The organism is Fibrobacter sp. UWS1 (genome assembly GCF_002300445.1).
GTDB lineage: Bacteria > Fibrobacterota > Fibrobacteria > Fibrobacterales > Fibrobacteraceae > Hallerella > Hallerella intestinalis.
Genome location: NZ_NSGW01000002.1, coordinates 769,794 through 789,012 on the forward strand (window position 1 = coordinate 769,794; position 19,219 = coordinate 789,012).

General features: G+C 48.9%; 20 protein-coding genes. 9 read left to right on the forward strand and 11 right to left on the reverse strand.

Annotation, left to right across the window (positions count from 1 at the left end; genetic code table 11):
• Positions 1-97 precede the first annotated feature (97 nt).
• From htpG to BGX14_RS15645, 3 genes are all read right to left on the reverse strand, one after another.
• A complete protein-coding gene (gene htpG, locus BGX14_RS13485; RefSeq protein WP_073302563.1) occupies positions 98-1,981 on the reverse strand; it encodes a molecular chaperone HtpG in 1,884 nt (627 codons plus the stop codon).
• Positions 1,982-2,337: 356 nt separating this feature from the next.
• Positions 2,338-3,003: a MauE/DoxX family redox-associated membrane protein gene (locus tag BGX14_RS13495; protein ID WP_073302567.1), complete on the reverse strand. Its 666-nt coding sequence runs from the start codon at positions 3,001-3,003 to the stop codon at positions 2,338-2,340.
• Entirely contained in the window at positions 3,003-3,173 is a 171-nt protein-coding gene (locus BGX14_RS15645) for a hypothetical protein (RefSeq protein ID WP_158222070.1), read from the reverse strand. Before BGX14_RS15645 ends, BGX14_RS13495 begins: the two co-directional genes overlap by 1 nt.
• 226 nt (positions 3,174-3,399) lie before the next feature.
• Here BGX14_RS15645 and ilvD point away from each other — a divergent pair, with 226 nt between their 5' ends.
• Both ilvD and BGX14_RS16215 read left to right on the forward strand, forming a co-directional pair.
• Positions 3,400-5,247, forward strand: coding sequence for a dihydroxy-acid dehydratase (gene ilvD / locus BGX14_RS13500; RefSeq protein WP_095880159.1), 1,848 nt, complete (start codon positions 3,400-3,402; stop codon positions 5,245-5,247).
• A 266-nt stretch (positions 5,248-5,513) separates the two neighbouring features.
• Positions 5,514-6,458, forward strand: a complete 945-nt coding sequence (locus BGX14_RS16215) for an AgmX/PglI C-terminal domain-containing protein (RefSeq protein WP_233126556.1) — start codon at positions 5,514-5,516, stop codon at positions 6,456-6,458.
• Positions 6,459-7,083: 625 nt separating this feature from the next.
• Here BGX14_RS16215 and BGX14_RS13510 read toward each other — a convergent pair.
• Genes BGX14_RS13510 through obgE form a run of 4 tightly spaced genes read right to left on the reverse strand, consistent with a single transcriptional unit; the run spans position 7,084 to position 10,204 of the window.
• Complete coding sequence (locus BGX14_RS13510) at positions 7,084-8,331, reverse strand: N-acetylmuramoyl-L-alanine amidase (RefSeq protein ID WP_233126557.1); 1,248 nt, start codon at positions 8,329-8,331, stop codon at positions 7,084-7,086.
• Between the two features lie 50 nt (positions 8,332-8,381).
• Positions 8,382-8,864, reverse strand: a complete 483-nt coding sequence (gene smpB / locus BGX14_RS13515; RefSeq protein WP_095880160.1) for an SsrA-binding protein SmpB — start codon at positions 8,862-8,864, stop codon at positions 8,382-8,384.
• On the reverse strand, positions 8,854-9,207 hold the full coding sequence (locus tag BGX14_RS13520; protein WP_095880161.1) for an HU family DNA-binding protein: 354 nt from the start codon (positions 9,205-9,207) through the stop codon (positions 8,854-8,856). Before BGX14_RS13520 ends, smpB begins: the two co-directional genes overlap by 11 nt.
• Before the next feature lies 1 nt (position 9,208).
• Positions 9,209-10,204: a GTPase ObgE gene (gene obgE, locus BGX14_RS13525; protein WP_073306189.1), complete on the reverse strand. Its 996-nt coding sequence runs from the start codon at positions 10,202-10,204 to the stop codon at positions 9,209-9,211.
• A 269-nt stretch (positions 10,205-10,473) separates the two neighbouring features.
• On the opposite strand from obgE, the gene BGX14_RS13530 reads away from it, so the two are divergent.
• From BGX14_RS13530 to BGX14_RS13550, 5 genes are all read left to right on the forward strand, one after another.
• Positions 10,474-10,893 carry an SPOR domain-containing protein gene (locus tag BGX14_RS13530; protein WP_073306184.1) on the forward strand — a complete coding sequence of 140 codons (420 nt, stop codon included), beginning with the start codon at positions 10,474-10,476 and terminating at the stop codon, positions 10,891-10,893.
• A 1-nt stretch (position 10,894) separates the two neighbouring features.
• Positions 10,895-11,137 (forward strand): hypothetical protein, encoded by a 243-nt coding sequence (locus BGX14_RS13535; RefSeq protein ID WP_073306183.1) that lies wholly within the window; start codon positions 10,895-10,897, stop codon positions 11,135-11,137.
• 26 nt (positions 11,138-11,163) lie between these two features.
• A complete protein-coding gene (locus BGX14_RS15380) occupies positions 11,164-11,889 on the forward strand; it encodes a hypothetical protein (RefSeq protein ID WP_143394259.1) in 726 nt (241 codons plus the stop codon).
• 64 nt (positions 11,890-11,953) lie between these two features.
• Positions 11,954-12,292, forward strand: coding sequence for a YARHG domain-containing protein (locus BGX14_RS13545; protein ID WP_158223334.1), 339 nt, complete (start codon positions 11,954-11,956; stop codon positions 12,290-12,292).
• 103 nt (positions 12,293-12,395) lie between these two features.
• Complete coding sequence (locus tag BGX14_RS13550; protein WP_158223335.1) at positions 12,396-14,108, forward strand: polysaccharide lyase family 1 protein; 1,713 nt, start codon at positions 12,396-12,398, stop codon at positions 14,106-14,108.
• A 368-nt stretch (positions 14,109-14,476) separates the two neighbouring features.
• Here BGX14_RS13550 and BGX14_RS13555 read toward each other — a convergent pair whose 3' ends face one another.
• Entirely contained in the window at positions 14,477-15,313 is an 837-nt protein-coding gene (locus tag BGX14_RS13555) for an undecaprenyl-diphosphate phosphatase (RefSeq protein ID WP_073306188.1), read from the reverse strand.
• Between the two features lie 651 nt (positions 15,314-15,964).
• Here BGX14_RS13555 and BGX14_RS13560 point away from each other — a divergent pair.
• A complete protein-coding gene (locus BGX14_RS13560; RefSeq protein ID WP_095880164.1) occupies positions 15,965-17,572 on the forward strand; it encodes a minor capsid protein in 1,608 nt (535 codons plus the stop codon).
• A gap of 112 nt (positions 17,573-17,684) precedes the next feature.
• A complete protein-coding gene (locus BGX14_RS13565) occupies positions 17,685-17,951 on the forward strand; it encodes a hypothetical protein (RefSeq protein WP_073306177.1) in 267 nt (88 codons plus the stop codon).
• Here the strand turns inward: BGX14_RS13565 and BGX14_RS13570 are convergent.
• From BGX14_RS13570 to BGX14_RS13580, 3 genes are all read right to left on the reverse strand, one after another.
• Positions 17,905-18,420 (reverse strand): hypothetical protein, encoded by a 516-nt coding sequence (locus BGX14_RS13570; protein ID WP_073306176.1) that lies wholly within the window; start codon positions 18,418-18,420, stop codon positions 17,905-17,907. The genes BGX14_RS13565 and BGX14_RS13570 overlap by 47 nt on opposite strands.
• A 222-nt stretch (positions 18,421-18,642) precedes the next feature.
• A complete protein-coding gene (locus tag BGX14_RS13575; protein WP_073306175.1) occupies positions 18,643-18,951 on the reverse strand; it encodes a hypothetical protein in 309 nt (102 codons plus the stop codon).
• On the reverse strand, positions 18,948-19,166 hold the full coding sequence (locus BGX14_RS13580; RefSeq protein ID WP_073306174.1) for a hypothetical protein: 219 nt from the start codon (positions 19,164-19,166) through the stop codon (positions 18,948-18,950). Before BGX14_RS13580 ends, BGX14_RS13575 begins: the two co-directional genes overlap by 4 nt.
• Between the last annotated feature and the right edge of the window lie 53 nt (positions 19,167-19,219).

Consider the following 19,219-nt stretch of genomic DNA (forward strand, 5'->3'; position numbering starts at 1 on the left):
CTTTATTTCTGCCATTTTGCGCAATGGCGGTCTGCTTAAAAAAATGCCGCCTTATATAGAAATATAAGACGGCATTGTGTGTTTGTATTTTTGACGATTAGTGAATTTGGGCGGAAAGCAGCTTTGTGATGGCTTGAACGTATTCTCCCGGATTTTCCAGTTGGGAACCTTCGGCAAGAACCGCTTGTCCATAAAGGGCTTTCGGCCAGTCTTCCAGGGCTTCCTTATTGGCTGTTTTGTCCTTGAGCATTTTGCAAATCGGATGATTCGGATTGATTTCCAGAATGCGCTTGGACTTGGTGACTCCCTGTCCCATGGCGGCCATCATGCGTTCCATGTGGTGGCTCATTGCGGCTTCGTCGGTGACGAGGCAGCAGGGGCTGTCTTTCAGACGGCTGGACACCCGGACTTCCTTGATGTTTGCGTCCAAGATTTTTTGCAATTCGCTGCAAAGATCCTTGTATTCCGCTTTGGAAGCTTCTTCCGACTTTTTTTCCTCTTCGGTCTTTTCGAAATCCACGTCTCCCCGGCTGATGTCGTGGAATTTTTTCCCTTCAAATTCGGTGAGGGCGTTCATCATAAATTCGTCAATCGGATCGGAAAGGAGCAGGACTTCAAAATTCTTGTTCTTGTAGGCTTCGAGAATCGGGCTTGCCGAAATCGCTTCTTTGTTTTCGCCGATGAGGAAGTAGATTTCCTTCTGTTCCTTCGGCATATTTTTCACGTATTCTTCAAGGCTTGTGAACTTGTCGCCGGATTTTGTCGATTTGAAAAGCGTAAGCTTTTTGAGTTCGTCCAAGTGTTCCCAGTTCATGTAGAAGCCTTCCTTGAGAACCATGCCGAGCTCTTTCCACCAGGCTTCGTATTTTTCCCGATTCTGGGTCTGCATTTCGGAAAGTTTGTCGAGAACGTCCTTGATGACGCGTTTGCGAATCGTCGTGATGATTTTGTTCGACTGGAGAATTTCACGGGAGACGTTCAGCGGCAGATCTTCGGAATCGACGACGCCGCGCACAAAGCGGAGCCACGGCGGGAGCAAATCCTTGCAGTCGTCCATGATGAAGACTTTCTTGACGTAAAGCTTCAAGCCGTTGATGCGGTCGTTCTGCCAGATGTTGAACGGTGCTTTGGAAGGAATATAAGTCAGCGTCCAGAATTCCTGGGAGCCTTCGGCGTGGGAGTGCTTCCAGGCCAGAGGCTCGCCGCCTTCGTGGGAAACCGTCGCGTAAAAATCCTTGTATTGCTGTTCGGAAATTTCTTTTTCGCTTTGACGCCAAAGAGCGGGCTTGTCGTTCAGGCGCGTCGGTTCTTTTGTCTCCATTTCGCCTTTGTCGTTTTTCGTCGGCTCGTGGTGCAGGAAAATGCCGTAGGAAACGAACTCGCTGTATTTGCGGACGATGGATTCCACGCTCCATTCCGAGGAAAATTCCTGGAAGTCTTCGCCGTCTTTCAAGTAGAGGGTGATTTTTGTGCCGACTTCCTGCTTGGGCATATCGGAAATTTCGTAGGAACCCGTTCCGTCCGAACTCCAAAGATAGCCGGATTCTTCGCCGGCTTTGCGTGAAAGCACTTCGACTTTGTTTGCGACCATAAAGGCGGAATAAAAGCCGACGCCGAACTGTCCGATTAAATCCACGCTGGATTTGTCGGCGTCTTTCAGATTTTGCACAAAGTGCTTGGTGCCGCTGCGGGCGATGGTGCCGAGGCAGCTTATCAGATCTTCCTTGTTCATGCCGATTCCGTTGTCTTCGACGGTCAGCGTTTTGTTGGTGCTGTTTACGGAAAGATCGATTTGCAGCTGGGTGCCGACGGGGAGCAAACTCGCATCGGAAAGGGAGAGGAAGCGGCGTTTGTCAAGGGCGTCCGCGGCGTTGGAAATCAGCTCGCGGAGAAAGATTTCCTTGTTGCTGTACAAGGAATGGATCATCAAATGTAGCAGGTCTTGAACTTCGGTTTGAAATTCTTTTTTTTCGGTTGCCATGTTCTAGTGTCTCCATTTTATACGGTGCAGTGTTTCAAAATGAGACGTTGCGCCGGGTTCTTGTTGATTTCGCGAACAAATATGCAATAACCGTGCCAATCATATTGTTGCTTGAGAGGGCGATTCCCCGGCTTTTCCGTTTTGAAAGTCTGCGCGGGAAAATATTTTTTTGCTTTATCGCGTGAGGCATGCGGAGGGTGGCGCGGGATTTGCCTTGGAAAATTTCGCGCCAGTGCGAAGCACCGACTGGAAGCTAGCCCGTAGCTCGCCGACCCGCAAGGCGGGGCACGCCCAAGTTTTTTTCAAATTTTCATTTCGCCCGATTTTCACCTTGGCAAAAGAATCCATTTGGGAACTTATTTTTTCCAGATGCCGATGATGCTCCGGTTCGGGCGGAGCGTCAGCCAGAATGTCGGGCCGATGAGAATCAGATCGCGGATGAGGGCGGTCCACGCTTCGCTTTTGCTTTGCGCGCCTTCCAGTTCAAAGCAGCCGCAGGTGATTCCTAAATCCAGGGCGAGCGCCCAGGTCAGCGCGATGATGAACGAGACGAACATCCAGAAAATGGCCAGGGCGGATTCCTTGATGAATGGCGTAAAAATCATGGCGAGCCCGAACCACAATTCAAATTGCGGATAGACCAGGCCGAAAAAATTGTTGATGAAGTCCGGCAAGAACTGATATTGCGCGACCAGGGTGGCGAATTGCTTGGGATCCTGGATTTTGAAAATGCTCGCGAAGACGAACATGCCGCCGATGCCGATTCGGAACAGGGTTTCCAGACCTTTGATGGTAAAATCCTTGTCCTTTCTGTAGGCGGGGACGACGAGCAATATGCCGAGCGCCAGCGAAGCCAATCCAACGTGGATGTTGTATTTCCAGATTTTGGGGAATTTTTCAATGAGAAATTCTTTATCGGTAAAAGTCAAAAAGGATTCCGGGAATGCGACTTCGGCGACGGAAACGGCGACAAGAAAAGTGGCAATCAGCAGGAGAGCGGCGGCAAAAATGTGCTTGCGCATTAAAAGCCCTCCGGTTTTTCCATGACTTTCTGCGTGCCAATCCATTCGACGGAGCGATCTTCGCCGACTCGGAAATTGTTGATGATGGCTAGGAGGATGCAGGCGGCTGCAAATATGAAAAGCAGTTTCCAGTTGAAACTTTTGATGTATTGCAGAATTTTTTCTTTCATAGTGTATAATCTATAAAAAGGCGGCCTCTAAAAAATTGCTTTGGAGAAGAAATAGTGATTCGTGTGCTTCGACAGGCTCAGCAACCGTTTGTCGAACTAATCGAAGGGCTGCAACCGATTGGAAAATGAATTTTTAGAGACGCCAAAATAGGCGTGAAAAATCTGTATCAAAGATTTGTTCTATCAAGTTTTCTATAATTTCTGCGGAATCTACAAGAGGTAAAACATGAAAGATTTGCGTTCTAAAAAGACGATTGATGGTCGCGAAATGGCTGGCGCTCGTGCGCTCTGGATTGCGACAGGCACAAAGCCCGAAGAATTTGGAAGACCTGTAATCGCTATTGTAAACAGCTTCACGGAATTTGTTCCGGGGCATGTCCACCTGCGCGAAGTCGGCAAGATTGTCGCCGAGGAGATTCGCAAGGCGGGAGGCATTCCCAAAGAAATGAATACGATAGCCGTGGATGACGGCATTGCAATGGGTCACGGCGGAATGCTCTACAGCCTTCCTTCTCGCGAATTGATTGCGGACAGCGTGGAATACATGGCGAACGCCCACTGTGCGGATGGCCTGGTTTGCATTAGCAACTGCGACAAGGTGACTCCGGGAATGCTGATGGCTTCGATGCGTTTGAATATCCCGGCGGTGTTTGTTTCGGGTGGTCCGATGGAAGCCGGGCATGTCACGCAAAAGGATGGCTCGGACAGGGCTTTGGATTTGATTGACGCCATGATCGATTCTGCGGACGATTCCATTTCCGACGAGGATTCCGCGGCGATTGAAAAAGCGGCTTGCCCCACTTGCGGCAGCTGCTCCGGGATGTTTACCGCCAACTCGATGAATTCCCTGACGGAAGCGATTGGACTTAGCCTGCCCGGAAACGGGACGATTGTGGCGACCAACGCGGAACGGAAAAAGCTCTTTGAAATGGCGGGCCGCCGCATTGTGGAACTTTGCCATCGCTATTACGACGAAGACGATGAATCCGTATTGCCACGTTCCATTGCGACAAAGAAGGCGTTTGAAAATGCGATGCGCTTGGATATTGCGATGGGCGGCAGCTCGAACACCGTGCTCCATTTGCTCGCCGTGGCTCAGGAAGCGCAGGTGGATTTTACCATGAAGGATATCGACCGCCTTTCCCGCAACACGCCGTGCATTTGCAAGGTGGCACCGACCGTGCACAATATTCACGTGGAAAACGTGAACCGCGCTGGCGGTATTTTGGGAATTCTGGCGGAACTGGATCGCATGGGACTGATACATCGCGACGCGCTTACGGTGCATGCCAAAACGATTGGCGACGCTATTGATCAAAATGACGTGATGAAAAATCCTTCGGAAGAGGTGAAAAATCGCTATCTCGCGGGACCGGGCCGGAAGTTTAACATTTCGGCGTTCTCGCAAAATTTCCATTACGACTCGCTGGATTTGGATAGGGAACATGGCGCCATCCGCGATGGGGCGCACGCTTATTCCAAAGATGGCGGACTTGCGGTTCTTTACGGCAATTTGGCGATTGACGGCTGCATTGTGAAAACCGCGGGAGTTGATGAATCCATTTTGAAGTTTACCGGCCCGGCTATCGTTTTTGAAAGCCAGGAAGAAGCGGTCGAAGGGATTCTCGGGAACAAGGTGAAAGCGGGCGATGTTGTCGTGATCCGTTACGAAGGTCCCAAAGGCGGCCCCGGAATGCAGGAAATGCTTTATCCGACGAGCTATTTGAAAAGTCGCCATTTGGGAAAGAGCTGTGCGCTTTTGACCGATGGGCGTTTTTCGGGCGGAACGAGCGGCCTCTCCATTGGGCATGCTTCTCCCGAAGCGGCGAATAAGGGCAATATCGGGCTTGTCCGGACGGGCGATATGATCGAAATCGATATTCCGAATCGCACGATCAATGTGGGTCTTACCGATGCGGAACTTGCTGACCGCCGAAAAGAAATGGAAGCCCGCGGGGCCAACGCCTGGAAGCCGGAAAAGCGAAACCGCCTTGTATCCAAAGCATTGCAGGCTTATGCGAAGATGGCGTCCAGCGCAGACAAAGGAGCCGTTCGCGACCTCTCTGGCATTTAGCTTGGCAAAGAATGTGGAAATCGCCCCGTTTTTAACGGGGCGATTTTTATGTTTTGAAAATTGTGTTTTGGGGGTTCGGTTTTGTCGGGCTTATTGAATTGTTCAAAAGCCGCATTCTACGTCTTCGTTCCAGCGGGTATGCGCTGCTTGATTTATTTTTCAGGCTGCCACGCGGAACGGTGAAATACGGGTTTAGAAAATACGGCAAAACGTAAGAAAATGGTTATATTATAGGAATGAAATGCCTAATCCCTTCAATTTTTTGTTTGATTTCCCTGGTTTTTGCTTCGGAGCCGATTTATTATGAACTTGATGATTTTGTGAAGTCCACGGGAGGCGTTCCCAATCAGTGCGTTTCCAAAGGGGTAACCTATAAATGTATTGGATATGAGGATCTCGACGGAGTGATATTTAATACGAAATCCATGCGTCAATATATTTATAGTCGAGAACTATTGAGCGAGCGGTATGCTGAACGCCAGTGTTCTGCTTTTTATGTAGAAGAGGATTCTGACGGGAACGAGATCATTCTATGCGGCGATGTAATTCTGATGAAACAAATAGCATGCATACCCGGTCGGTCTTTAGCGATAATTTCAGAGTACGATGAATTGGGAATTCTTGTTGATGAAAAGAACGTGAAAGATGCGAATGGCTCGATGTGTCGCAATTCTTTCCATGAGCAGTTTGGAAATGACAAGGTGAAACCTTATGATGGCAGGAAACTCCCGAAGACGAAAATCCGGAAAACTTCGGATGGTTTGATGGAGGGGAAAAACTCTTTGAGCGATAGCCGTCACGCGACTGACGATGGTTACGATGGGCTTGGTGTACTTCTCGGTGGAGGCGGTGGCGGCATAGCTACACGTGCCAAGGGCAATATCAAGACGCCGTCGGCTCGTGATATTGATATGGGTTCTGGAGGCTCTCGTTCTGTGGCGGATATTATGAAAGTTGTCCGTCAGCGTACGCCGGGCCTTCGTCATATCTACAACAAGTACTTGAAAAAACAGCCGGGTTTCTCGGGCAAGGTGACGCTTCGCTTCACGATTGCTTCGGGCGGCGATATTATCAGCATCTCCGTCGCCTCTTCGTCGACAGGCTTTGCTGAATTCGACAAGGCGGTGAAGAATACGGTAAAGCACTGGACCTTTAGCAAGGTCAAGTCGGGAAATACGACGGTAACGATTCCGTTTACGTTCTCGGAATAATTCTAGAACAGATGGAATTGAATGAGCTTCAGCGGGGGCGACTTTTTAATAGGTGAGAGCAGCCTGTGAAAAAAATTCACTTTGCGAAAAGTTTCTGCTCTAGAATGTCGTTCCCTTTGAAAAAGATTGCTTTTCCACGCAGTGGATCACGTCTTTTGGACTACAAGTGGCCAAGTGTCGTAATCGCAACGTTCGCAATGACGATGATGGGGATTACTTTACCCAAATAAAGCGAGAAATTGCGCTGGAACGTACAAACAAGAAAAGTGTTTGGATCGCGAAATATCGTTTCTTGAAGGTCTCTGAACTTGTCAAAGGGCAGCTAGTTGGTTAGTTCGACTTCGCTCACTAACCGCGGTTGCCAAACGTATTTTAATTCGGTTTCTGAGCGTAGCCGAAAGCACACAAACCAGTTGCTGCCGTTGCCGAGTGGCTCCGAAGCAAGCGAAGCCGAAGCGAACTAACCGGCATCGAGGAAAAAGTATTTGGTGATTAGTCACAAATGATTAGGAAATAGCGTGCCCCTTAAACACAGAGCACTAACTGCAGGCAACTAGCCTTTCCATTTTGGTCAGAAGGAGAGGCTTTCTTGTTCGTGAGCGCACCTCCACCGCTTCGCAGACGATTATCGCGATAGCGTTTTCAGATATTCGTCGATCGCTTTTTTATAGGCTTCGACGCCTTGGGCCAGTCGCTTTGCCATTTCCTGCTGGCCTTTTTCGGAATTCATGTATTTTTCTTCTTCGGGGTTGCTGATAAATCCCAGTTCGACAAGAGTGGCTGGCATGAATGCCCCGACCAGAACCATAAATCCCGCACCGCCGGCACCCGAACCCATTTTAGAAATTTTCCCGCTTTCGTAAGTGTGAATCGCTTTTTCGGTAAAGATGTAGCTTGCGTGTTTGTACTGCTCCAAGCGGGCCTGGATTTTCAGCCAGTCGAGGGGCGAAAGTTCGTCTTTGGTATTTTTATCGCCGTAGGTCTTGGCGACTTTGTTTTCCCGCCGGGCGATGGCGCGGTCTTCTTCGCTTTCTGGGTCGCGCAGCACGTAAATTCGGAATCCCTTTGTTTTTTTCTTGCGTTCCTTGTTGCCGTCGATGGCGTTGCAGTGCAAGCTGATGAAAAGGTCGCCGTTCCATTTGTTCGCCAGTTGCGGACGTTCGGAGAGCTGGATGAATACGTCGGTGCTCCGGGTCAGTTTGACGCTGAATCCTTTGGCGGAAAGTTCTTTTTTCAGTTTTAGGGCGACGGCTAGAACGATGTCCTTTTCCTTTGAAATCAGCCCGATGGCTCCGGGGTCCTTTCCACCGTGTCCGGGATCGATGATGATGGTCTTGACTTCGCGGGATCCGGCGGGTGCGTTCTTTTTCGGGGCGACGGACGTGGATTTGGAGGGCGATTCCGTTTTTGTTTTTGGCGTTGGCGAGGCATTTGCCTTGGCTTGGGCCTCAGGCACTTGCGCTTTTGGGGGCGGCTCGGGTTTTGAAAGAACTTGCTCGGTTTGCGGAGCCGCGGCGGAAGGCGTCTGGACCACTACGCTAGAATTTTCGACGGTTTCTTGGACCGGAATTTTCAGAATTTGATTGGCGGTGTCAAGAAGATAGGCTTTGGAAAAAGCCGCGCTAAAAATGTCGGCGGTTTCTTTGGCCGGAGTCCATACGGCGTCTTCTTCATAAGTGGAAGCTTCGCTCAGCCGGAGCGCTTTCCCGTTGGCGTAGATGTAGGAAAATCCGAGAACGAACGAGCATGAAAAATCTTTGCCTTCGGCTTTGAATCGGCGCAAGGTCGGGTCCAGCGTGGCCGTAAGCCCTTCCGCTTTGGAAAGCTCTTCGATGGCGAGCATCCAGACGCCGTTCTTTTTGGCAAGGCGCACGCTGCCGTCCTCTCCGTAAGAGAAGCCTAAAAGAACGAACAGGGCGAGGACTAGTGCCTTCCACCGGCTTTGACGATTCTCGCGATGGCGAGCTTTTCGTCCCGGGCGATGACGTCCGCACGCTTGTCTCTTTGATCTTTGCCTCGGCATATTCCTATTTCGAGTTTGGCGTATCGTTGTTTAAAATAGAGTTTCAAAGGAATCAGAGTGAGCCCTTTCAGTTCCGTCGCTTTGCGCATCTTTTGGATTTCGGAGACGTGCGCGAGCAATTTGCGCTTGCGCTGGGGTTCGTGCCCGAATCTTTTCGCGAAAAAATATTCGTCGATATGCGCGCCGACCAGCCAGAGTTCGTTTTTGTCTTTGGAAACTTCGACCCAGGCTTCGCTGAAGCTGCATTTGCCAGCCCGGATGGATTTGATTTCGGAACCGACGAGTACAATGCCGACTTCAAAGCGGCTTTCGATAAAGTAGAGGTGCTGCGCTTTGCGATTGACTATCGTAGGCGTTTTGGAAATATTCTGATTATTGGCCATATCCGTCTTCGTTCTCTATTTTTTCGATAAATTCGCTGTCGGAAGACTTGGAATCGAAAATTTTGTTCAGTTCCCGGCTGGCTTCAAAAACGGGGCGAATCTGGGCTTTGACATCGACGGGTTCGCCTGTTCGCGGGTTTCGCGCTTTCCGCGCTCCACGCATCCGGAGTTTGAATCGGCCAAAACCGCGCAGTTCGATATTTTCCCCGTTGATGAGAGCCTGTGAAATCGCATCCAAAAAATTTTCCACGATGACTTTCGTATCGACTTGTGCAAGCCCGGCGCGGGAGGCGATCTCTTCCACGATGTCTTTCTTGGTCAAATTGTTTTTGGACGCTTTCATTTTATTTTCCCCAGCCGAACGATTTTTTGCGCTTGTCGGGAACAAGTTGGGAAAGTATCCGTTTCAGTTCCGAAATGCCGTCGCCGGTGATTGCCGAAGTCGAAATGAATTTTTCTTTTTTGGCGGAGAATGCTTTTTCCGCTTTTTCAATTCCCAGGTCGGATTTGTTCAGGGCGATGGCGTAGGGCTTTTCGACAAGTTTGGGGTGGAACTTTTTGAGTTCCTTGCGCAGGGTCTGGAAATTTTTCCAGGCGTTTTCGTCAAAGGCGTCGATGACGAAGAGGAGCGCGTAGGTTCTTTCGATGTGTTTCAAAAATTCGTGCCCGAGTCCCTTACCTTCGCTGGCGCCTTCGATAAGGCCCGGAATATCGGCGACGACAAAGCTTCGGGAATTTTCGGCGATGATGCCGAGAATCGGTTCCAGAGTGGTAAAGGGGTAGTCGCCGACTTTGGGGCGGGCACTGGAAATCTTGTTTACCAAGGAGGATTTTCCGGCGTTGGGAAAGCCGACCAGTCCGACATCCGCGACGAGTTTGAGTTCCAGATGGAGTTCCCGACGTTCGCCTCGTTGCCCTTGGGTCGCTTTTTCGGGCCCCTGGAGTGCGGGAGTTACAAAATGGACATTGCCGAGTCCGCCACGCCCGCCCTTGGCGGCAATCCAGCGCTGGTTCGGTTCTGTAAGGTCCGCTAGAATGTGCCCGTCGCCGTCCTTGACGAGGGTTCCGCAGGGAACATCGACAATCAGATCTTTGGCGGATTTTCCAGTGCTTTTGGATGGGCCGCCGTCTTCGCCGTTTTTGGCTTTATAGACGTGCAGGTTGCCCATGTCCAAAAGGGTGGTGTATTGCTCGTTCGCCCGCAGGATGACGCTTCCGCCTTTGCCGCCGTCGCCGCCGTCCGGCCCGCCGAGGGGAACGAATTTTTCACGTCGAAAACTGCTGAGCCCGTTTCCGCCCTTGCCGGAACGCACTTCGATGGTCTTTTCGTCTAAAAACATAGGGTAAATGTAGAAAAAGAAAAGGCGTGCGTGCGGCGAATGTCGCCTTTCCGGGATTCCGGACGGCGATGCGTTCAAAACGCAATGAAAATAAAATTTTTCAAAATATCTTGACAATCTGTTTTTTTTTTACGTTTTTGGGTTGTGAAAATATCGAAAAGCATTTTTGAACTTTCTAGAAAGATTACTTTTGCTGCTGGCTGCAAAACGGCGTTTCGGGGAATGCGGCAGATTATTTGTGCAGGTTTTGTTTTGGGCGTATTGGCGGGGTGCTTCGAAATCGAAAAGGTCTCGGAAAAAAGCCCTATGCTGTTTCGGTCAAAAAGGAACGCTCTTATTATCAGGCGCAAAAGATAGTCGAACATCTGGCCGATTTGGGAATCCCTTCCTATGTGGTCGAAAAAGGCGAGGACAAGGACCGGTATTTCCATGTTGTCTCAAAACCTTTCCAAACCGAGGACGAAGCCGAAAATTTCCGGGAGCATCTCGCATCTATGGAAATGGAAAAGGGCGAGATATTTTCTTTTGACGATCTGTCCGAGGAGGAACGGAAAAATCTGGCCAATCGGAAGATCTATATGCAAGAGGAACGCCAACGCATCCCGGCGGAAACCCCGGACGTTCCCCGGTCTATCCTATCCACCATTCGGAAAGTTCCCGGTTCAAACGCATTCTACATTTCGCAATAGCGTGGAAGCCGTTGTAAAAAAGATTTACGGCGAACAAAATTTAGAAAAGAGAACAAATGATTTTATTGACGGACTAGAGATTGAATATCGATTGGTTGAGCACGACAAACTGGATAGTGAAGAAACGAAGGAAATTGGGGGAACTTATCTCCGCATTTTCAACCAACAGCATAATGGGGGAAATGACCTAAGAAAAAAGTATGGTATCACCCAAAAAATGACTGATCTTAGGGGTGAAATTTAAACCATCTTCCAAAGGAGATATGATTTATGATGTGGGTTAAATACCAAATTGATGCTTCCATTCCAATGTATGAACAACTGCCTGTTAACAATGAATCGAAAGCTCGTGAAATCTTTCTAGCGAGAAACCCAGGAATAAAACATTGTTCTATAAACAGAACGTTTACAGGGATAAATCCGCCAGAATGGTGGCCAGGTGAAAAAGAAAAAAAAGAAGCGAAACGTCAAGAAGAAAATAGAAGGCGGGAAGATGAGCGAAGGGCAAGGCGTGACGAGGAGCAACGCAGAGAAGCGAAACGTCAGGAAGAGAACAGAAGACGTGAAGATGAGCGGAGGACAAGGCGTGACGAGGAGCAACGCAGAGAAGCGAAACGTCAAGAAGAAAATAGAAGACGTGAAGCCGAGCGTAGTGCTCGCCGTGCGGAAGAACGGCATAAGTCTGAAAATGATAAGCTTCGCCGGGAAATGGAAAATCTCCGTAAAGAAAATAGGGACATAGCAAGAAAGTCACGTCAATCCTCTGGGGAATTTTGGAGTGAAAGTCAATATGAAAATTTTACAGACAGGGCTCGCGAGCAAAAGGATGGCATGTATGAGAAAATCATGAATTGCCAAACTAATATTTTGACTGCTCCATTAAAATTGATATGTTGGCTTCTCCACGAAATATTCAATCCACATTCGTTCTTTAGGAGGCCATGTCTTTTCTGTCGTGAACATAATTCTTGTACTTGCGGGTTGCCTTGCGTATAAGAATGAATTGATGATGTTCGTTATTTTATGTACAGTTTCTGTGGTAGTCAATTGCATTATAGGAATGAAAACGGATCGTTCCGGTATTGCCTTGCTGGTTGTATTTATAGAGGCCGCGATATTTGGTGTTGCTATTTGGATGACTCAACCGCAAATATCTTCGTTTGTACATTTAAATAGAATAGGTTATATAAATCAAGAGCGAACAGTTGCAACGAAATCGCAACAAGGGATTGATAAAAATCTCTTTAAAAAGTTGTCTTCACGCCAATTTGATGAATCTGAATTATCCAGCTATACGAAAAGTGAATTGCGAATGATGAGAAATTCAATCTTTGCTCGTTATGGTTACAGATTCAAAAGTGAAAAAATTTATTGCGCCTCTTTGGAGGAGCGTATATAATTCCTAAAATTTTGAAGAGTTGTCAGCGGACAACTGAAAATAGAAGGGAGTTTTCTGGTGTTTGTTGTTGAAAATAATTTATGGGAAAATGCGGAGATTTTTTATGTTTTGGAAATTTATCGTTTTACTTGCCTTCTTTTGTACATTTGCGATGGCGACGCCGCAGATTCGCTTAGAGGGAATGGTTGCAGATTTGGCGGGCTTTCCCATTGAAAACGCCCAAGTTCGTTTAGTGAAAAATCATTTGAATGCTTATACGGATTCCAATGGCTACTTTTTGCTCTTTCAAGAAGAAACGGATGTCTTGCGTCAAAGTAATTTTGCGGTAGAAAATCCTCGTTTAAAACCCGTTTTCAAAGATGGTTTTGTTCGTCTGGGAAATTTTGATTTAAAAGGGCGTTTTGTGCGTTCGTCGTTGGAAATGAAGTCTTTGAACGCCTCCTCCGAATCTTTGCCGCGCTTGTTTTTGAAAACCTCTATTTTTGAAGATTCGCTTGTGGTTTCTAAAGAGGGATTTTTGTCGCAGTCGTTTGTCGTGTCGCAACCGGTGGATTCGCTTTCCATTGTTTTGGATTCTTTGCCGCTGGCGGCTATTTTAAAACGTGGAGCAGGAAGTTCTAATCAAATTGTGGAACAGGGAGCGCCAATTACGGAATATTTTTTTGATTGCCCCAATGCTAAAGAAATAAAAATTACCGGTGTGCCCGCGGGTATTTTGGCCGTCACGGATTCGGTAAAATCGACAATATCGTTTTCGGGAAAAGCGGAAGCGGACACGGGCCTATATGTTTATACGATTCGAGTTGTCGGCGAATATAATGCGGTAGAGCGGCAGGGTTCTTTTCGCATTGTCCAAAAAACAATTCCGAAAATCGTACCGGATGGTTATGCTATGGTGAACGGCGTGACTACAGGCGGCGAGGGAGGGGACACGGTTGAAGTTTCTTCTTTTGCGGATTTCAAAAAGGCGGTTCAGGCGGCGGAAGCCAAGGTCGTTGTCGTCAAGGGAACGGTTAAAACTACAGATGGAGACGGTTACGGTTTGCGCATCGCAGCGAATAAAACCATTATGGGAAAAGACAGTTCGGCAACTATTTATGGCGGGCTGGCCATCACGGGAGTTTCTAATGTCATCATTTACAATTTGAATATTCACGGTACTTACCCGAATCCGGGACCAAGCGATGGCATTGCCGTGAATAATTCGCATCATGTTTTTCTTTCGCACTTGAATATCTGGGATGCGGAAGATGGCAATTTGGATATTACAAATCAATCCAGTTATGTCACAGTCTCTTGGGTGAAATTTTGGTACACCGACAAAAATCATCCGCACCGGTTGAACGCTTTGATTGGCAGCGGTGCCGCCGACCATCCAGAAGATTATGGCAAGTTGAAAGTCACTTATCACCACAACTGGTTCAGCACTCTGGTGAACGAGCGTATGCCGCGCGTGATGTACGGGAACGCCCATGTTTTCAATAATTATTATCATGCGCCTGGCAATTTATATTGTATCGGTGTCGGTTCTTACGCATCGGTTCTCATCGAAGGAAATTATTTTAAAGAGGTACAGAGTCCGCATTTGTTTATGTACAATATCTACGCAAATATTGTGGCTCGAAATAATGAATACGACAATGTGACGGGAAATAAAGATGTCGGAGCCTTAGGAGAACGCTACATTACCACGGATCCCTATACTTTGATAGCTACTCCTGTTACTTTGGATTCGGTGCCTTACGAATATGAATTAGACAAAGCCGAAGATGTGCCGCAAAAAGTGATGCAAGGTGCGGGGCCGCATTCGTTGTAATGATTTTGCCGTCGCTAGAATTCAGAGGAATTTCTGCAAAAAAATGACTAGCGCTTGCTTCTTATGTTTTTCGCTCTGACGTTCTGGGCTGGGATATTTTCAAGGCTGCATAAATCCAAGAGTTCTGAAAGATTTATATCCAGCGCATTGGCGATTTCGATAGGCGTGATAAGCCGGGGATTTCTCGACTCGTTGATGGCATGTGTGATGGTGGATTTTGTAAAGCCGTTTCGGGGCTAGCATATTTTTTTTACGAGCGTTGAAATTCTGGCTGCCGTTTGGTTTTCAAGATGGCAAAACAGATGGATAAGAAAATTCAATGAGCTTGCAAATTCGCAACGAAAAGAATATTTAGATCTTGAAGAATTTTACCCGATAAAGAAAAGTCCGAGAATGCCCACCGTCCAAAGGTAGTAGGCGAAAACGTGGAACTTGCCTTTTTGTACAAAGTTCATTAGCCATTTGAGGGCGATGATGCCAAAGAGGAACGAAACCAGCATTCCGACGAGCAGAGCGAGAGTGAACTCTCCGCTGTTGGCGCATTTTTCCACCAGCGCGGGATTTTCAATAGGGTTGAAAGTCTGGCATTTGAACCATTTTACAAGATCCAGCAGGGCGGCTCCACCGACTGCCGGAATGCTCATGAGAAAGCTGAACTCGCCCGCATATTTTCGATTCACGCCTTGGAATAGCATAGCGCTAATTGTGGAACCGCTGCGGCTGATGCCGGGAATGCAAGCGATGCCTTGAACCGTTCCCGTGACAAGCGCTCGCCACCAGTTCATTTGTACGCCCGTTTCTTCGGGGTGGTTGGCTCCTGTCTTTGCCCATTTGGAGGCGAAGAGAAGCGTTCCTGTAAAAAGAATCGCCACACAAACTGCCCTAGGGTTTTCGAAGAGCGATTCTAGGGCGTCCTTAAATCCAAGACCGATGGCAGCCGTTGGGATAGACGCGAGAACGATGTAGCCCGCTTCCCGGAGCTGCGCAGGATTCCGACGAAGGCAGCCGAGTAGAATGCCGAGAATTTTTTTGCGGAATACGACAAAAATGGACAGCAGGGTTCCCGCGTGAAGCATAATGTCGAAGAACATGCCCGCTTCGTGCATTCCCAGCAGATGTTTGCCGAGAACGAGGTGCCCGGAACTGGAAATAGGAAGAAATTCGGCAAGACCTTGGAGAAGACCTAAAAGAATGGATTCTATCATGGGGACAAAAGTAGAAAATCCGAAATTGCATATTGCAATTTTATCCGAAAAACGCCAAAAATGAAAGCAGCCATTTATTATCAAGGCGTCACGCAAAAACTAACAAATGCACTGAAAAGCACCGAAACGCACTAAAAAGAATAAAAACTCTCCGGAAAAATGCCAAAAAGTGCCCACCTGCGCAAAGCTGGAATGCATCGCGTCTGAAATCCGGGAGAACGGCGGGAAATTCTCGTCATCCCGGATGCTGGACGACACGAAGGACTGCCTGCAGGCATTGAAAGACCTGCGGAAGTTCTCGATGCTTCCGGCGAAGTAGGGATTCTACGGATTGCGGATGCCGCCCGGAATAATCCGGGCGTTTTTTGCAGGAACCTCCGGCGCGCCGCCGGCGGCTTTTTTGGTGTTTTTTGGTGTTTTATGATTTTTTACAGGAAAGCCGCTATTTTTTTTTCACGATGAATTTTCAGGACTTTGCGATTTTTCCGCCAAACGTACTCCGCCGTACCAGCGAGGGCTACCTCGAAGGGCGCATCCGCGTCACGGGTGCGGGAGTATTCACGTACATGGGCGAAACAGGAAAAGTACGCCGCCTCCGGATACGAGAACGGCCACTCGTTCGAACTCTCTGTGGACGCGGAGGGCTGACGGATGGGAGCATTCCAGGAATACGCACGGGCCGCCATGGCGGCTGGAAAGAAGCGAGGACGCAGGCCGACTATGAACGCCCAGCAGTTCTACCCAAGGGGGCTGGAACGGGAGCTGCAGCAGAAGACCGTGGCCGAGTTCATGCGCATATACGGGCAATTCCTGGAGGCGGCCCTGTCCGGGTTCTCCACCTTCGCCGACGAACAGCTCGACCTCTTCGAGAGCCAGCCGGAGCTGTCAGAGAAATTCAAAACCGAACTGATGGAAATCGCCCGACGGACGGACAGCAAGGCGCACGAGAACTTCAGCAGGCAGTCCGAGATGATCATCGGCGCGCCGTATTACCCGCCGGGAACGGCGGAAAGCGTCCTGAACGAGTGGCACGCCACGTTCCAGGACCTCTGCAAGTCGGCCTGCGCGCAGAAGAAGACGCGGATGGCCGTCATCGTCGCCGGTGCGAAACAGGCGGGCTGGAACAAGCACCAGCTGGAAAAGGCGATCGAAAAAGAGCTGCCGTCTCAATTCAAGCACCGGGCGGAACTCATCGCCCGTACGGAGCTGGGGAAGCTCAACAGCCGCGTGACGCTGGAGACATACAAGAGCACGGGCATCCAGTACTACAAGTGGCTGACGACGATAGACGGGCGGGAGCGGGAGAGCCACGCCGAGATGAACGACCGCATCTGCTCCGTCTCTGACGGGGGCGTATATTTCGACCAGAACCCGGAACGGCCATTGCACCCCGTGGAGCACCAGCGCACTGGGTCGATGTACCACGGCCATCCGGGAACGGACTTCCAGTGCCGCTGTTCCATGGTCATGTGGGACCCGGAGATAGACGGCGACTACGAAGTGAAGGACTCCGACCTTCTGGAGGAGCGCAAGGCAGCCGAGAAGGCAGAAAAGGAGGCGCAGGAACGCGCGGAAGCCGAAAGGATAGCAAGTGAACAGGCCGAACGCGAAAAGGCCGCAGAGGCACTGAAAAACGCCAAGGAAGAGGCTCGCAGGGCGGAGGCGGAACGTAACGATGTGAAGTCAATAAAATTAAATGCGGTTGTCGAAAAGCAAAACAAACAGATAGAAGCATTGAACCGAAGACTTTCTTCGCTTTTCGCGAATGAGAGATTCCCAAATGAGACATGGAAACAAGAACGTGGCGTATTCGTCTCCAAAAGACGAAAAGAAGAGGCGTTGCAAGGAAACGGAGAAGGAATTTTAAGAAAAGAACTGCTGACCGCTTCCATATTTGCAGCATCTGGCCATTCCGTATATTTGATTCCTGAAAGAGATACGAACAAATTTGGAGAGAAACATCCCGATGCCGTCATCGATGGAGAGTTTGGCGAGTTGAAGTTTATTACAGGGAAAATAAAACAGATTTGGGAAAGATTGAAAGATGCTAGCGAGAAGAAGGCTAAAATCGCCGTATTGGAGACTTCCAGGGATTACACTGTATCGGATGTGTTAAAAATGATGAAAGGGAAATTCATAATGGCAAAAAAAGCAAACACAAAATATCGGTATCCTTTTTTGTTTGACGGATTTTATTTCATATCGAACGACAAGGAAGTCCATTATATCAGCATTAAACGCATTTGGGAAGCGTTATGAATTAAGGGAGCCGACAATAAAATGCCGGCTACCAGTTACTCCGGGCACTTTTCAGCCCAGTGCATAGACAAATCTATACAATATTTTTGCAAAAGTCAAGAGCGACTACGAGGTGAAGGACTCCGACCTGCTGGAGGAGCGCAAGGCAGCCGAAAAGGCCGAAAAGGAAGCGCAGGAACGCGCGGAAGCCGAAAGGATAGCAAGGGAACAGGCCGAACGCGAAAATGCCGCAGAGGCACTGAAAAACGCCAAGGAAGAGGCTCGCAGGGCAGAGGCCGAAAGGATTGCGGCGGAAAAGGCGGCAAGAAGGGCCGCAGAGGAGGCAAGGAAGGCTAGGTTTCGGAAAGGAAACGGGAGTATTCGGCACCGTATCCGCTAAGCCCCCTGTATTCGTTCTCGTCTTGGAAATGGTTTTCTGGCTGCTTGTCATAGGTCATATCCGGAACGTCGCCAATCTTGTGGAAGCAGACCTGCGCGAGCGGGTTTCCTGCCTCCAGCTTGACGGTCCTATCGCCAAGATTCGTAATACGGATGAAGCACGATCCACGGAATCCCGGCTTGAGCGGCGATGAGCCAGAAATGGAAAGCCCTGTCCTAAAAACAGACGTTCTTTCGTGAACGAAGGCCACACAATCCTTTGGAACAGAAAATGTTTCTGCGGTTTTTACAATTGCGGATGTCCCCGGAAGCAGATCGAACCAGTTAAGGCTCTTCGATTCCGTTGAAATGGAGCCGACGGTCATATCGACGAATACGTCCTTGACGTTGTCCGGATTGTATCCATCAACAATGAGAGGATGATCGGAATGTTGAAGCTCCTTGATGTCCTTGTCCGTGAGTATTCCCATTTTAAACACCTCGGTAAAAAAATACTTAAAATTTTTGCGACTGGTCACTTTTTGGCATCGTCTATGCGAGTTTTTATAGCCTTTTGGCGATTTCCTGTGCGTCTGCGTGCGTGTTCTGAATTCTGATTGGTTGTGAATTGCTTTCGGATTTCATCAAAATTCCCCACTTTTCAAGCAGAACCGTGTCGCCCGCCTGGCGACATTTCCGGATTTACAGCTAACCTACGCAAACGCGGCCTTGAGTACGTTTCTGGCTACCGTCTGATACGGCATTCCCATCTCATCGGCCTTGGCCTTCATTCTGCTTATAGTCTCTTCGTCGAGCCTAAGAGACACCATCCTCATTCGCTTGCGTCCTGTGGATAGAGCGGACTTCGCTCTTGCGGCGAGTTCGGCCATGCGCTCGTCGTCGATTCCTACGGTATCGTCAAGCTCGCGTTCGACGTCTTCCAGTTCATCCTTTGACAGGTTGTCTTTGACAACGGAATGGCCTGCAGCAAGCAAACCTAATTTGAGTTCATCCTTCGTCATGCTTCACCTCCGTGCGACCGTCTCACGGTGACCACCGTGTACATGTCTGATTCGACTATGAGTGTCCACGAAACACCGTCCACGACACCGACCATCTTGTAGCGTCCGTCGTTGGCGGCGAGCACCCTGTAGCCGGATGCGAGGAACTTCCCAAGCATTTCGGGAGTAAATCCTCTTTCAAACATTCTGTCAAGTGCGTGTTCCGTGATGTTCATGCACTTAATATACAAACGTATTACTAAATTGTCAATACGTTTTTTTATTTCTA

Excerpts from the sequence above, each read along its gene's own strand:
- htpG (WP_073302563.1), bottom strand. The coding sequence starts at position 1,981 with ATGGCAACCGAAAAAAAAGAATTTCAAACCGAAGTTCAAGACCTGCTA.
- BGX14_RS13495 (WP_073302567.1), bottom strand. The coding sequence starts at position 3,003 with ATGCGCAAGCACATTTTTGCCGCCGCTCTCCTGCTGATTGCCACTTTT.
- BGX14_RS15645 (WP_158222070.1), bottom strand. The coding sequence starts at position 3,173 with ATGAAAGAAAAAATTCTGCAATACATCAAAAGTTTCAACTGGAAACTG.
- ilvD (WP_095880159.1), top strand. The coding sequence starts at position 3,400 with ATGAAAGATTTGCGTTCTAAAAAGACGATTGATGGTCGCGAAATGGCT.
- smpB (WP_095880160.1), bottom strand. The coding sequence starts at position 8,864 with ATGGCCAATAATCAGAATATTTCCAAAACGCCTACGATAGTCAATCGC.
- BGX14_RS13520 (WP_095880161.1), bottom strand. The coding sequence starts at position 9,207 with ATGAAAGCGTCCAAAAACAATTTGACCAAGAAAGACATCGTGGAAGAG.
- obgE (WP_073306189.1), bottom strand. The coding sequence starts at position 10,204 with ATGTTTTTAGACGAAAAGACCATCGAAGTGCGTTCCGGCAAGGGCGGA.
- BGX14_RS15380 (WP_143394259.1), top strand. The coding sequence starts at position 11,164 with ATGATGTGGGTTAAATACCAAATTGATGCTTCCATTCCAATGTATGAA.
- BGX14_RS13545 (WP_158223334.1), top strand. The coding sequence starts at position 11,954 with ATGAAAACGGATCGTTCCGGTATTGCCTTGCTGGTTGTATTTATAGAG.
- BGX14_RS13550 (WP_158223335.1), top strand. The coding sequence starts at position 12,396 with ATGTTTTGGAAATTTATCGTTTTACTTGCCTTCTTTTGTACATTTGCG.
- BGX14_RS13555 (WP_073306188.1), bottom strand. The coding sequence starts at position 15,313 with ATGATAGAATCCATTCTTTTAGGTCTTCTCCAAGGTCTTGCCGAATTT.
- BGX14_RS13560 (WP_095880164.1), top strand. The coding sequence starts at position 15,965 with ATGGGAGCATTCCAGGAATACGCACGGGCCGCCATGGCGGCTGGAAAG.
- BGX14_RS13570 (WP_073306176.1), bottom strand. The coding sequence starts at position 18,420 with ATGGGAATACTCACGGACAAGGACATCAAGGAGCTTCAACATTCCGAT.
- BGX14_RS13575 (WP_073306175.1), bottom strand. The coding sequence starts at position 18,951 with ATGACGAAGGATGAACTCAAATTAGGTTTGCTTGCTGCAGGCCATTCC.
- BGX14_RS13580 (WP_073306174.1), bottom strand. The coding sequence starts at position 19,166 with ATGAACATCACGGAACACGCACTTGACAGAATGTTTGAAAGAGGATTT.